This is a genomic window from Kribbella sp. CWNU-51 (genome assembly GCF_054073265.1).
The window spans coordinates 908,540-921,323 of record NZ_JBSXMZ010000004.1 but is presented as its reverse complement, the minus strand read 5'-3'; the positions used below and the strand labels follow the sequence as shown (position 1 = coordinate 921,323).

12 protein-coding genes are annotated in these 12,784 nt (G+C 68.3%); 5 read left to right on the top strand and 7 right to left on the bottom strand.

From position 1 onward, the window contains the following. Positions 1-71: 71 nt before the first annotated feature. Together ACXC9Q_RS06470 and ACXC9Q_RS06465 are read left to right on the top strand one after the other, a co-directional pair. On the top strand, positions 72-860 hold the full coding sequence (locus tag ACXC9Q_RS06470) for an AraC family transcriptional regulator (RefSeq protein WP_457055544.1): 789 nt from the start codon (positions 72-74) through the stop codon (positions 858-860). Beyond that, a complete protein-coding gene (locus tag ACXC9Q_RS06465) occupies positions 746-1,414 on the top strand; it encodes a Gfo/Idh/MocA family protein (protein WP_457055769.1) in 669 nt (222 codons plus the stop codon). The genes ACXC9Q_RS06470 and ACXC9Q_RS06465 overlap by 115 nt, the downstream gene beginning before the upstream one ends. Positions 1,415-1,427: 13 nt before the next feature. Here the strand turns inward: ACXC9Q_RS06465 and ACXC9Q_RS06460 are convergent, their stop codons facing one another. Next, positions 1,428-2,402 (bottom strand): zinc-binding dehydrogenase, encoded by a 975-nt coding sequence (locus ACXC9Q_RS06460; protein WP_457055543.1) that lies wholly within the window; start codon positions 2,400-2,402, stop codon positions 1,428-1,430. 92 nt (positions 2,403-2,494) lie between these two features. Here ACXC9Q_RS06460 and ACXC9Q_RS06455 point away from each other — a divergent pair, with 92 nt between their 5' ends. Then, a complete protein-coding gene (locus tag ACXC9Q_RS06455) occupies positions 2,495-3,715 on the top strand; it encodes an ROK family transcriptional regulator (RefSeq protein ID WP_457055542.1) in 1,221 nt (406 codons plus the stop codon). 721 nt (positions 3,716-4,436) lie between these two features. Here ACXC9Q_RS06455 and ACXC9Q_RS06450 read toward each other — a convergent pair. The 6 genes from ACXC9Q_RS06450 to ACXC9Q_RS06425 are packed head-to-tail and all read right to left on the bottom strand — an operon-like array spanning position 4,437 to position 10,650. After that, positions 4,437-5,783 carry a GH1 family beta-glucosidase gene (locus ACXC9Q_RS06450; RefSeq protein WP_457055541.1) on the bottom strand — a complete coding sequence of 449 codons (1,347 nt, stop codon included), beginning with the start codon at positions 5,781-5,783 and terminating at the stop codon, positions 4,437-4,439. Further along, positions 5,780-6,727 carry an aldo/keto reductase gene (locus tag ACXC9Q_RS06445; protein WP_457055540.1) on the bottom strand — a complete coding sequence of 316 codons (948 nt, stop codon included), beginning with the start codon at positions 6,725-6,727 and terminating at the stop codon, positions 5,780-5,782. Before ACXC9Q_RS06445 ends, ACXC9Q_RS06450 begins: the two co-directional genes overlap by 4 nt. Beyond that, a complete protein-coding gene (locus ACXC9Q_RS06440; RefSeq protein WP_457055539.1) occupies positions 6,724-7,503 on the bottom strand; it encodes a VOC family protein in 780 nt (259 codons plus the stop codon). The genes ACXC9Q_RS06445 and ACXC9Q_RS06440 overlap by 4 nt, the downstream gene beginning before the upstream one ends. An 18-nt stretch (positions 7,504-7,521) precedes the next feature. Beyond that, positions 7,522-8,361, bottom strand: coding sequence for a carbohydrate ABC transporter permease (locus ACXC9Q_RS06435; RefSeq protein ID WP_457055538.1), 840 nt, complete (start codon positions 8,359-8,361; stop codon positions 7,522-7,524). Then, entirely contained in the window at positions 8,358-9,332 is a 975-nt protein-coding gene (locus ACXC9Q_RS06430; RefSeq protein ID WP_457055537.1) for a carbohydrate ABC transporter permease, read from the bottom strand. Before ACXC9Q_RS06430 ends, ACXC9Q_RS06435 begins: the two co-directional genes overlap by 4 nt. Positions 9,333-9,336: 4 nt before the next feature. Beyond that, the gene (locus ACXC9Q_RS06425; protein ID WP_457055536.1) at positions 9,337-10,650 is read right to left on the bottom strand and encodes an ABC transporter substrate-binding protein; all 1,314 of its coding nucleotides are present in this window, start codon (positions 10,648-10,650) and stop codon (positions 9,337-9,339) included. Between the two features lie 131 nt (positions 10,651-10,781). Between ACXC9Q_RS06425 and zapE the strand changes: the two genes are divergently transcribed. Together zapE and ACXC9Q_RS06415 are read left to right on the top strand one after the other, a co-directional pair. Next, positions 10,782-11,837 carry a cell division protein ZapE gene (zapE, locus tag ACXC9Q_RS06420; protein ID WP_457055535.1) on the top strand — a complete coding sequence of 352 codons (1,056 nt, stop codon included), beginning with the start codon at positions 10,782-10,784 and terminating at the stop codon, positions 11,835-11,837. A gap of 51 nt (positions 11,838-11,888) precedes the next feature. Next, on the top strand, positions 11,889-12,758 hold the full coding sequence (locus ACXC9Q_RS06415; RefSeq protein ID WP_457055534.1) for a PPK2 family polyphosphate kinase: 870 nt from the start codon (positions 11,889-11,891) through the stop codon (positions 12,756-12,758). Positions 12,759-12,784 lie beyond the last annotated feature (26 nt).

Sequence of the window (12,784 nt, the reverse complement as noted above, 5' to 3'; positions counted from 1 at the left end):
CTGCCAGAGAATGTCTGCAGGCGACCCGGGCATGAACATTTTGGCGTTTCGGGCTGGGTACTGTTGCCGGCATGAGTGAGCGGACGATCGTCACGATCGCCGAAGGCCCGGTGACCAGGCTCGGCCAGCTGGTGCTCGCCGGCGAGGTGATCGACGCCGAGCCGATCATGTCGTCGACGTTGCGGGTGATGGACGCGTACGTGCTGTCGGTGCTGATCGATGGCGAGGGCAACTATCGCGACGCCGACGGGCGCGACGAGCGGCTCCGGCCGGGCGCGCACACGATCCTGCCGCCCGGGTTCCCGCACACGTCCCACACCGATCCGGGGGAGCGGTGGACGGAGTTGTTCGTCGTCTTCACCGGACCACTGTTCGACGCGCTCGCCCAGCTGGCCGGGGTGGGCCCGCGGTACCCGGTGCCGCCGCCGTCGATCGAGGCGCTGCGCACCGTACTGCGCTCGCCGCCACGGACTCGCCGGGTCGCGGAGCATCAGCTGCTGGCCTTGGCCGACTGGCTGATCGACACCGACGACACCGACGACAGTCCCGACGTGAGCATGGACATCGTGGACGCGATGGGACGGCTCGCCGACGATCTCACCGCGAGCACCGACCTGGCGGCCGTGGCGGCCGAGGCAGGGCTGAGCTACGACACGTTCCGGCGCCGGTTCACGACACAGGTCGGCCAGACCCTGGCCGCGTTCCGGAGCGCGCGCCGATGCATCGGCGGGTCCGCGACGGCGAGATCGGCGACCTGCACCTGGCCCGGGCTCGGTACAGCTGGTCCGGGCCCTGGTGGGGCCGCTGGTTCTACGAGTCCGGCGGCGGGGCGTTGTTCGACCTCGGCGTGTACAACCTGACCAGTCTGTGCGGGTTCTTCGGCCCGGTCCAGCGGGTCACCGCCATGGTCGGCACCGCCGTACCCAAGCGCGAGATCACCGGCCAGCTCGTGACGGTCCGCGCCGACGACAACGCGCACATCGTGCTCGACTTCGGCAACGCCCGCTTCGCCTCGATCGCGACCGGGTTCACGATGCAGCAGTACCGGTCGCCGGCGATTGAGCTGTACGGCGCCACCGGCGTACTGCAGTTGCTCGGGGACGACTGGGCTCCGGACGGGTTCGAGCAGTGGTCGAACGAGCGTGGATCCTGGGAGGTGTTCGGCGAACGCGATCCGAACTGGCCGTGGACCGACGGCCTGCGGCATCTCGTCGAGTCCGTCGAGAACGGTACGCCGACCGTCACCCGGCCCGAGCACGCCTTCCACGCCCTCGACGTGATGCTCGCCGCCAGGCGCTCAGCCGCCGAGGGCCGCGTGATCGAGGTGACGAGCCCGTTCCCCGACCTCGACTACGGCACGCCCACCGGCCCCGCAGAAGCCGCCCGCCCGGCCCACGACCCTCGCACGTCCTGAGCTGGCCCCCGTCTCAGGGGATGAGCACGACCTTGCCGGTGGTGTTGCGAGTCTCCAAGGCGTGGTGAGCCGCCGCGGCTTCGGAGAGCGGGAACGTCGTGGTGAGCGCCTGCCAGCGGCCCGCAACGGTCTCTTCGAGGGCCGCTGCTTCGAGCGCGCGCAGCTGCGCCGTCATCTTCGCGCCGAGCGCCCAGCCGGCGGTGAGGCTGCGGGCCATCAAGTCCTCATGGGTGAACTCGATCGACCCACCGCCGGACCAGCCGAACATCAGCACCCGCCCGCCGGCCCCGAGCAGCTCGAAGGCCCGCTGGCCGCTCGCGCCGCCGACCCCGTCGAGCAGGACGGTGATCTGCCGATCGCCCAGCTCCGCCTTCAAGGCACTCGCCCACTCCGGATCCGTGTAGTCGATCGCGTACTGCGCACCCAGCGAGCGGACCAGGTCGACCTTGGTAGGTCCGCCGGCCAGCCCGATCACGGTTGCACCCGCGTTCCGCCCGGCCTGGACCAGGTAGCTGCCGATTCCGCCCGCGGCCGCCGTCACCAGGACGACGTCGTCCGCGGTCAGCCTCGCCTGGTTCAGGATTCCAGCCGTCGTCCGGCCGGTCCCGATCGCGGCGACCGCCTGCGCGGCGTCGACGTGGTCGGGGAGTTCGTACAGCGACTCCACCTTGGCCACCGCGAGTTCGGCGTACCCGCCGGGGACCATGCCGAGGTGCACCACCACCCGTTTGCCGATCCACGACGAGTCGACCCCAGGCCCGACCGCGGTGACGCGCCCGGAGACCTCGCGACCGGGGATCGTCGGCAGCTCCGGCACCGGGATCGGGCTACCGCCGGTCGAGCCGGACCTGATCATCGTGTCGACCAGGTGGACCCCGGCCGCCTCCACTTGAATGAGCACCATGCCCGGATCGGGGGTGGGATCCGGAGCCTCCTCGTACCGCAGGTTCTCCGCCGGACCGAACTCGTGCAATCTGATCGCCTTCACACCGACCGAGGCTAGAACCTCAACAAACATTGAGGTCAAGGTATCCCACTTTCTTACTTTGTGTATTAAAGTGCGGAGCGAGGGAGGGTGACGTGGCGAAGATTCTGAAGGGTGCGAACGCGCAGGAGACGCACAGCGCGATCCTCGACCTGATCCGCTCCAGCGGCACGGTCACCCGGATCGACCTCGCGGAGCGTTCCGGCCTGACCGGTGCGTCCATCTCCCGGGTGGTCAAGCAGTTGCTCGCCGACGGCCTGATCGTCGAGACCGGCCTCGGCGACCCGACCGGCGGCAAGCGCGCGACGCTGCTGCAGTTCAACCCCCGTGCGCGGCACGCCGTCGGCATCTCCATCGACACGCCGAGTACGACGTACGTCGTCACCGACATGAGTGGACGGGTGATCGAGCAGGTGTCGTCGCGCGGCATCGGCCGGGACGCGCCCAGCACCGCGGTGAAGCGGATCACCGCCGAGCTCGAGGACCTGATCGTGAAGGCGGAGATCGAGCCGGCCACCCTGGTCGGCGTCGGGGTCGCCCTGGCCGGTCGCCAGGGCGGGGGAGGGCAACGGCTGCTGCGGACGAACTCGTCGAAGTACGCCTGGGAGCCGTTCGCCGTCCGTGACACCCTGCGGGCAGCGATCGACCACCCGATTGTGGTGGAGAACGACTCGACCTGCGCAGCGATCGGTGAATTCTGGGCCGGCCGGATCCCGTCGGTGAACGACTTCGCCACCGTCTACATGGCGGCCGGTTTCGGGCTCGGCCTGGTCACCGACGGCGACGTGTATCGCGGCTCGTCGTCCAACGTCGGCGAGATCGGCCACATGGTCTTGGACATGAACGGCCCGGAGTGCTGGTGTGGCAGCCGCGGCTGCCTGGAGAGTCTCGCCGCACCGGCGGCCGTGGTGAAGCGTGCCGAGCAGGACGAGGCGCTGGTGAACGAGCTCGCCCTACGCGGCCGGCAGCTGGCGGTTCGGTCCGACTTCGCGAAGATCGCCCGGCTCGCGGCCGCCGGCGACCCGCGGTGCGTGCGGCTGATCGAGGAGTCCGCGACGTACTTGGCGAAGGCGCTGCTGTCGATCACGAACCTGCTCGACCTCGACCAGATCATCCTCGCGGGTCCCGGCTTCAGCGAGGCGGGCGGCCTCTACGTCCGGATCGCGTCGACCGAGATCAACCGCCTGTCGTTCGTCCGCGCGATGCACCCGACCCGGGTCGAACTGTCCAAACTAGGACCCAGCGCCGCTGCCCTCGGCGCCGCGTCCCTCGTCCTCCACAGCCAGCTGACCCCCCGCCAGAAGTCGGGCCGTTAGCCAACTGCCGGGACCTCGGACAAGACCCGCTGGGCCGGGACAAGTTATTCCAGCTCTTCTGTTTGATGTGTGAGTGAGGTGACGGCCTTTGAACTGGTGCACCCGGTGGCTTGGTCGAGTGTCTGGAACTGTGGCTCCCTGTCGTTTCCGTGGTGTACCCGGGCCCGGCTCGCCACCTTGAGCACGGTTCAACCACGAAACCGCCCGCACAACGACCATCCCGTGCCCAAAGTCGACCCCGCGCCCCCCGCCCGAGGTCGACCTACCGATCGGGTCCTGAGGGCTCGGGGCGGAGGAGGGGGAGAGGGAGAGGCCTGGTGTACCGACGGACGGGTAGTGGTCGGCCGGCGCGGGCACCTGAGTGAGATGGTCAGCCCGAACGGCGGCCGGTCGGGTGGGGCGTGGCCGACTACTACCCGTTCCTCGGTACGCCGGGGATCCCCGGGACTCGATCCAGTAACTCTTCGGACCTCGGACACCTGATCGAGACCGCGGACACCACACCCGGTGTCCGCACTCCCCAACGGGTGACCCCGCAGCCCCCGAACCCACACCCGGCGCGTCCGCCAGCGTCCGCCAGCACCGACCGCACCGCAGACCCCCGGGCCCCTATCACCCGCACACCCAGCACAAGAGCCGTTATTGCTTGTCGCAACCCACCAAGCGGGAGGCCCAGCCCCCGAGAGTCGGGCAGGCAAGCGGGGCGTGATGGCAGGTAGCTCTAGCTCAGGAAGTCTTTCAGCCAGAGGGCGCTCTTCTTCACGATGCGCTGCTGGGTGGTGTAGTCGACGTACACGATCCCGAAGCGCCGGCTGTAGCCCCAGGCCCACTCGAAGTTGTCCATCAGCGACCAGGCGAAGTACCCCTTCAGCGGGAAGCCCTCGGAGACGAGGTCCCGGCACACCGCGGTGTGCTGCTGCAGGTAGTCCAGCCGCTCCTCGTCCTCGACGGTCCCGTCCGCGGTCAGTTCGTCCGGGTACGCCGATCCGTTCTCCGTCACGTACAACGGCAACTCCGGCGCCATCTTGTTGATCGTGACCAGGATGTCGCGCAGTCCGGCGGCCTGGATCGGCCAGCCCATCTGGGTCCGCGGCAGACCGGTGTCGACGGCAGCGACATTCTCACTGCCGGGCTGCGTCGACGGACCGGGCGTGGAGATCGGCCCGTCCGGCGCGGCGACCGTGGTCGGGCAGTAGTAGTTCACGCCGATGAAGTCCAACGGCGCCGAGATCACCGCGAGATCGGCCTCCTGCGCGGCGAACCACTCGGTCATCCCGGTATCCTCGAGCACGTCGGCCGGATACGTGCCGGCGAGCAGCGGATCGAGGAACATCCGGTTCCGCAGTCCGTCCACCCGCCGCGCGGCGTCGAGGTCCGCGGCCGAGTCCGAGGCGGCGTGGATCGGCGCCGGGTTCAGGGCGATGCCATACGTGCCCTCTGACGACCGGAGCGCCTCGAGCGCCAACCCGTGCCCGAGCAGCAGATGGTGCACGGCCTTCAGCGCCTCGGCACCCTCGGTCCGCCCCGGCGCGTGCTCGCCGTTCCCGTACCCGAGGAAGGCCGAGCACCACGGCTCGTTCAGCGTCATCCACTGCTTGATGACGTCCGACAGCGCGTCGTGCGTGACCGCCGCGTAGTCGCGGAACCGCTCGGCCGTGGACCGCAGGAGCCAGCCACCCGCGTCCTCGAGCGGCTGCGGCAGGTCCCAGTGGTAGAGCGTCGCGTACGGCGTCACGCCGTACTCCAGGCAGGTCTCGGCGAGCCGCCGGTAGAAATCCAGTCCGGCGGAGTTCGTCGCGCCGGAGCCGGCCGGGACGATCCGCGGCCAGGCGATCGAGAACCGGTACGCCGTCAGGCCGAGGTCCGCCAGCAGCCGGATGTCGTCGGCGAACCGGTGGTAGTGGTCGACGGCGACGTCACCGTTCGTGCCGTCGGAGATCTTGCCGGGCGTGTGCGCGAAGGTGTCCCAGATGCTCGGGCCGCGCCCGTCCGTGGAGACCGCGCCTTCCACCTGGTACGACGCGGTCGCCGCGCCCCAGGTGAAGCCGGGTGGGAAGCCGTTCGTCACGTCGTCTCCTTTGTTCCTTCAACCCAGTATCGCTCTTGGGGGAGGAGGCTACCTAACCGGTTAAGGAGCGCGGCTGGGAGGTCGGCCTCGAGCGATGTGATCAACGCCTCGACCCGCGAAGGCTTGCTGATGCCGACCACGGTCCCGGCGATGTCCGGGTTGTCCACCGAGTGCCGGAGCGCGGCCGTTGCGAGGTCGGTGCCGAACTCGCGGCACGCCTTGTCCATCTCGGCGACAGCTTCCAGTACGGCGTCCGGCGCGTCGCGGTACGCGTACTTCGTCGCGCCCTGCGGGTTGGCCAGGATCCCGCCGCCGTAGATCGCCGCGTTGACCACAGCGATGCCGTCACCACTCGGCCGGCGGATCAGGTCGCCGGCCGAGTGGTCGACGAGGCTCCATCGGTTGTGCACGAGCAGCACCTCGAAGCCGCCGAGGTCGAGATAGCGGCCGAGCTCGACGGTGTTCCCGCCGGCCAGCCCGACATGCCCGATCTCGCCGTCGGCCCGGAGCTGCATCAGCGTGTCGACGGCCTCGCGCATCGAGTCGAAGTCGTGGAACTCCGGATCGTGCAGATAGACCAGCGGGAGGTCGTCGAGCCCGAGCCGCTCCTTGCTCTCGGCAACACTCGCGCGGACCCGGGCGCCGGAGTAGTCCTGGCCGCGGGCGTCGACCTTCGTCGCGACCAGGAAGCCGTCCGGGAGACCGCCGTACTCGCGGATGGCCCGGCCGATCCGCAATTCGCTCTCGCCGTCGCCGTACCCGTTGGAGGTGTCGATCCAGGTGAGCGGGCTGTCGAACACCCGCAGGACGAGGTCGACCGCCTCCTGCCGGGTCACGTCGTACCCGAAGACCGCGGGCATGCCCGCGATCGCGCTGCCGCCGGCGCAGACGGCGGACACGGTCAGTCCGGTGGAACCGAGGGGCCTCAGCCAGTCGTCTCTCATGCCTCGGAGCCTACGGCGAACGCGAAGCCGTCGGGATCGACGTAGACACTCGTCCCGTCAGGTGCGGTGGCCGTGGTCAAGTCCCTCGGGGGGTTGCCGGCGAGTTCGGCGTACGCGAAGCCGGCGACGTCGAGCTGGGGCTCGCGGGAGGTCTTGCCGACCTCGTATGTGAACACCTCCAGGACCGTGTCGCCGCCCTTGAGGTAACCGATGCTGAAGCCGCGCTGGTCGTGCGGTTGCTCGATCGTGCCGATGAACGAGAAGCCGTAGTGCTCGTGGTAGTAGTCGCTGGTCGCGGCCCGGTCCTCGATCGTCACCGCGACGTGGTCCAACCGCGGCCGCCGCGGTACGCCGAGGGTACGTTCCCGCGCGACTCCGTCGGCGTCGAGCACAGCGGCGTACTGCAGATCGCCTTGGATCATCTCGAGCAGCGTGCCGTCGGGATCGTAGAAGAAGCAGATCCGGACCCCGCCCTCGGCGTCGAGCGGATCCAGCTTGAACTCCACCCCGGCGGCCTTGAGTACGTCGGCCCGCTGGTCGAGCCGGTCGACCTTGAAACCGATGTGGCGAAAGCCCTTCTGCAGATCGTCCGGCGACCAGGTACTCTGATCGCGTCCGTTGCCTACGGCCCTTAACTCGACCGTCGCGGTCACCGCGTCCAGTATGGCGCGCTCCGGCGTCGGCTCGCCGACCACCCGCAGCTCGAGGAACTTGGTGTAGTACTCGACCGAGCGCTGCACGTCCGTGCAGTTGACCACGACGTTCTTGATCGGCATAAGACCTCTTCCAGTCAGCTAGTTCTTGACCGCGCCGAGCATCATCCCGGCGACGAACTGCCGCTGCATCCGGACGTACACGATGACGACCGGCACGACAGACAGCGTGAGGCCGGCGGTGAGCGCCGGCCAGTTGGTGGAGTACTGGCCCATCAGGGTGAACAGCACGGGTTGCAGGGGGAGTGACTCGGTGTTGCGCAGGACCGTGTTGGCGATCAGGAACTCGTTCCAGGTGGAGAGGAACTGGAAGATCACCACGGTCGCGATCCCGGGCCGGGTCAGCGGCAGGATCACCCGCCGGAAGATGGTGAGCTCGCTTCCACCGTCCACCCGGGCCGCCTCGATCAACTCGTCGGGCAGCGTCTGGAAGAACGCCCGCATCAGGAACATCGCGAACGGCGCCGAGCCAGAGATGTAGAGCACCAGCAGACCGGCCTGGCTGTCGAGCAGCCCGAGCGATTTGAGCTCGAGGTAGAGCGGGATGATCAGCGCCGTCGACGGCATCATCAGAGTGGTCAGCAGCAGCACGAACAGCGTGTTGCGGAACGGGAAGTCGAGCTTGGCGAACGCGTACCCGCTGAGTGTGGCGAACACGAGGACGCCGATCACCGTGACGGACGTGATCCAGACGCTGTTCCAGAAGTGCAGCGGGAACTCGATCGAGGTCCACGCCTCCTTGTACGCCGTACCCGTGAACTTCCGCGGGATGATCGGCCCGTTGAAGATCGTGTTCTGCTCGCGCAACGAGGTGAGCAGCATCCAGACGAACGGGAACGCCATCAGCACGCAGAACGGCAACAGCACGAAGGTCGCGAACGACTTGCCGACCCACGGCTTCTGAGCATTGGTCACGCTCACCGGTCCGCCCTCCTCGTCAGCCAGAGCTGGGCGATGACGGCCAGCGTGCAGAGCACCATCGTCACGACACTGAACGCGCTGGCGTAGCCGAGTTGCGGGATCGAGCCCGACGTCGAGCCGAAGGCGAGCGAATAGAGATAGGTGCCGAGCACCTCGCTGGCGTGGTTCGGCCCGCCGCCGGTCATCACGAAGATCACGTCGAACGCCTTGAACCCGTTGAGCAGGCCGAGGCTGACGATCAGACCGGTGACGACGCGCAGGCTCGGGACCGTGATGTGCCGGAACTGCTGGACGGTGTTGGCGCCGTCCATCGCCGCCGCCTCGTACAGGTTCGGGTCGATGCTCTGCAGGCCGGCGAAGTAGATCAGCATCGTGAAGCCGAGGCCGCCCCAGACCGTCACGACGACGATGGCCGGCAGCACGGTCTTCTGGTCGGCCAGCCACGGGTGCTGCAGGCTGTCCAAACCGATTGCCCCGAGCAACCGGTTGAGGGTGCCGATGTTCGGGTCGTAGATCAGCTTCCACAGCACGGCGGACACCACGAACGACACGATCCCCGGGATGAACAGGATGGTCCGGACCAGGACGCCGACCTTCGACCAGACCACGTTGACCAGTACGGCGATGACAAGGCCGAGGAACGTGAGCACTGCCGTGGTGACACCGGTCAGCACCAGCGTGATGATCAGCGCTCGCCGGGCGATCGGGTCGTTCAGCATCCGGCTGTAGTTGTCGAAGTTGACGAATCTCGGCGTACCGAAGCCGCCCCAGGAGGTGAGGCTCAGGTACGCCGTGTAGAGAATCGGCCAGAGCACGAACCCGAGGAACAGCGCGAACGTCGGCAGGACGAACAGGTAGCCGGCGATGCGCTGCGATTTCCTCAGCGGCGAACCGAACCGGTACGGCGGCCGCCGGGGGAGCGGTCGCCGATCGGCCGGAGCGACGTCCTTGCTGGTGAGGGCAGTCGCCATCCGATCAGCCGCCCTTGGCGTTCTGCACGGCCTGCTGCATCTCCTTGGCGACCGCGGCCGGTTCTCCCTTGCCGTCGAAGATCTTGGCGAGCGGATCGCCGGCCGCCACGGAGCCGGGGCCGAACGGGATGTGCGGGCAGCCGTCGCCGTCGAGCAGCCAGGACGTCATCTGCTTCATGATCGGCAGCTCGATCCGGCTCGCCGCGCTCTTGGTGGCCGGCATCGAGTTGGACTCGTTCATGGTGGGGGAGTACTGGTCGGCGGAGTACATGAACTTCAGGAACTCCAGCGCGGCGTCCTTGTTCTTGCTGTTCGCCGACACGGCCCAGCCGGCGCCGGCCTGGTTCGCGGTCCAGTGCCGCTTGCCGGCCGCGATGGCCGGGGTCTTCATCACCTTGTACTTCTTGTTGAACGCCGGCGTCGCGTCCTTGGCCAGGCCCTGTGGCGTCCAGCTGCCGTTGAACAGCATCGCGGCCTTCTCGGTGTAGAAGATCTGCGGCGCCTGGTCTCCGCTGGTCCCGGTGGTGCCGGGCTGGAAGACGCCGCCGTTCACGATCTTCTGCTGCAGCTCGATCGCCTGCACGACCTTCGGGTCCTCGTACGTCGCCCCGTCCTTCAGCTGGTCGAGCTTGAGGTAGAAGGTCGGGTCGTCGGCGACTTGCGTGATGAGCGGAAGGAAGAAGTCCAGGGAGCTCGTCGTCGGGTTGCAGCTGAGCGCCACCGGGAACTTGCCGGTGGCCTTGATCTTCGCCGCCGCCGCGATCAGGTCGTCCCAGGTCTCGATCTCGTCCTCGCCGACGCCGGCCTTCTTCAGCAGGTCCGGGTTGTAGAACAGGCCGAACGTCTGTGCCATCCAGCCGGCCGCGTACTGCTTGCCGTCCAGGGTGTACTCCTGGTTGGCCGAGTCGAAGAAGTCCTTCAGGAAGTCGTCGCCGAGCTCCTGCTTCAGGTCGGCGGAGATGCCGCCGGTGCCGTAGGTCAGCGCCCGGGTGTGCGGCGCGAAGATCTCCGGGACATCGCCACCGGCCACCGCGGCCTGCAGCGCGGGCAGGTACTGGTCCGGGGTACCGAAGATCCGGTTCTCGATCGTGATGTTGCTGTGTGCCGCCTGGAACTTCTCGATCAGCTTCGGGAACTGGTCTTCCTGGTCGTTGTACCAGGACCACATCCGGACCACGGCCTTCCCGCCGCTCGTGGTCCCGCCGCCGCTGTCACTGCCGCCACAGGCGGCCAGCGTGGACCCCAGTCCGAGGGCCGCCGCGCCACCACCCAGCGCGCCCTTGAGTACCGTCCGCCGTCGTACGTGCCGTTCGCCCATCGCCGACTCCTAGTCGCTCACCTCACGAACCTCACATCAACTTCCTAACTGAAAGTAAGAAAGTGGTCAAGGTCCGGGACTGCGCTTTCCGACTTTTCCGGAGCTGCGGCCCCGGCCCCTAGGGTTGGGGCATGGTGATTCGGCTGAGCGAGCGGTGGCCGGAGGTGAGTTCGGATCGGCTGCTGTCCGAGTGCGTGCCTCCGCCGCGGTTCGCCGGCGTCCGGTTCGCTACCTACCGCCCGGATCCGAACGAGCCCTCCCAGGCCGAGGCGCTCGAGGTGCTGTGGGAACGCGCGACGAAGCTGGCCCGCCCGCGCCCGGCGCCGACGCTCTGGTCCCGGCTCCGCGGAGGCCGCGGCGGTTCGTCGTCGGGCGGACGCGGGTCGGCGGCGGACAAGCCCGGGATCTATCTCGACGGTGGGTTCGGCGTCGGCAAGACGCACCTGCTCGCGTCGCTGTGGCACGAAGCCTCCGGACCCAAGATGTACTGCACCTTCGTCGAGCTCACCAACCTGGTCGGCGCCCTCGGTCTCCGCGCCGCCGTCGAGGCGCTCTCGTCGTACCGGCTGATCTGCATCGACGAGTTCGAGTTGGACGATCCCGGCGACACGATGCTGATCTCCCGGCTGCTCGGGCAGCTGGTCGCCGCCGGGGTCGAGCTGGCCGCCACGTCGAACACGCTGCCGGACAAGCTCGGCGAGGGCCGGTTCCAGGCGATCGACTTCCTTCGCGAGATCCAGGCGCTCGCCGCGCATTTCGACGTACGCCGGATCGACGGACCGGACTACCGGCATCGCGGCTTTCCGGTGGCTCCCGAGCCGTGGCCGGACGAGCGGGTCGAGCAGACCGCGGCCGAACGCCCCGGCGCGTCCTGCGATCACTTCGTCGACCTGCACCGCCACCTGGCCGAACTGCACCCGAGCAAGTACGGCGCTCTGCTCGACGGCGTCGAGACTGTCGCGATCACCGACATCCGCCCACTCACCGACGAGAACGTCGCCCTCCGGATGGTCGTGCTGGCCGACCGCATGTACGACCGGAACCTGCCGCTCCTGGCCGGCGGCGTACCACTGGACCAGCTGTTCTCCCCGGAGATGCTCAAGGGCGGCTACCGCAAGAAGTACCTTCGCGCGCTGTCCCGCTTGATCGCCCTGACCCGCGAGTCGGTCGATCACGCCGCGACCTGAGATCCGCACGACCTCCGCTCATGTCAGCGGTCGATGAGGCAGTATGGGCCAATGGCGAAGCAGAAGAAGGGTCAGAAGGCGGTGGACGGTGGACTGCGCGCTGAGCTGCGAGTGCCGTCCGGCCCGGTGGACCTGACGAAGTACGACACGCGAGCCACGCCCGGGTTCAGCGGGAGCAAGGACGACGGCAAGGTCGCGCTGGAGAGCCTCGGCGCCGAGGCGTCCGACTGGCAGGAGCGGCTGTTCGCCGAGGGGCGCAAGGGCGGGGACCGCAGTGTGCTGCTCGTGCTGCAGGGGATGGACACGTCCGGCAAGGGCGGGGTGATCCGGCACGGCGCGGGGCTGATGGATCCGCAGGGCCTCAAGATCACGTCGTTCAAGGCGCCGACCGCGGCCGAGAAGCGGCGTGGGTTCCTGTGGCGGATCAAGCAGGCGCTGCCGGAGGAGGGGATGATCGGGATCTTCGACCGGTCGCACTACGAGGACGTGCTGATCGCGCGGGTGCGCAACCTGGTCACGCCGAACGTGTGGAACCGGCGCTACGACCAGATCAACGACTTCGAGGCGGAGCTGGCCGCGAACGGCACGACGATCCTGAAGTGCTACCTGCACATCACGGCGGAGGAGCAGCGGGCGCGGCTCGAGGCGCGGCTGGACGATCCGACCAAGTACTGGAAGTACAACCCGAGCGACGTTGACGAGCGCAAGCTCTGGCCGGACTACATGGACGCCTACCACGCGGCGATCGAGCGCTGTAACACGCCGGAGGCGCCGTGGTACGTCATCCCGAGCGACCGCAAGTGGTACCGCAACTGGGCCGTCACCACGCTCCTTCTCGAGACGCTCAAGGAGCTGAACCCCGAGTGGCCGGCCGCCGACTTCGACGTCGTCACCGAGAAGAAGCGCCTCGCCGCCACCTGAGCTGAGCGGACGCCTGATGCCCGGCC

Bases quoted from the DNA above. Each gene is read 5' to 3' on its own strand.
- ACXC9Q_RS06470 (WP_457055544.1), top strand. From the start codon at position 72: ATGAGTGAGCGGACGATCGTCACGATCGCCGAAGGCCCGGTGACCAGG.
- ACXC9Q_RS06445 (WP_457055540.1), bottom strand. From the start codon at position 6,727: ATGAGAGACGACTGGCTGAGGCCCCTCGGTTCCACCGGACTGACCGTG.
- ACXC9Q_RS06440 (WP_457055539.1), bottom strand. From the start codon at position 7,503: ATGCCGATCAAGAACGTCGTGGTCAACTGCACGGACGTGCAGCGCTCG.
- ACXC9Q_RS06430 (WP_457055537.1), bottom strand. From the start codon at position 9,332: ATGGCGACTGCCCTCACCAGCAAGGACGTCGCTCCGGCCGATCGGCGA.
- ACXC9Q_RS06425 (WP_457055536.1), bottom strand. From the start codon at position 10,650: ATGGGCGAACGGCACGTACGACGGCGGACGGTACTCAAGGGCGCGCTG.
- zapE (WP_457055535.1), top strand. From the start codon at position 10,782: ATGGTGATTCGGCTGAGCGAGCGGTGGCCGGAGGTGAGTTCGGATCGG.
- ACXC9Q_RS06415 (WP_457055534.1), top strand. From the start codon at position 11,889: ATGGCGAAGCAGAAGAAGGGTCAGAAGGCGGTGGACGGTGGACTGCGC.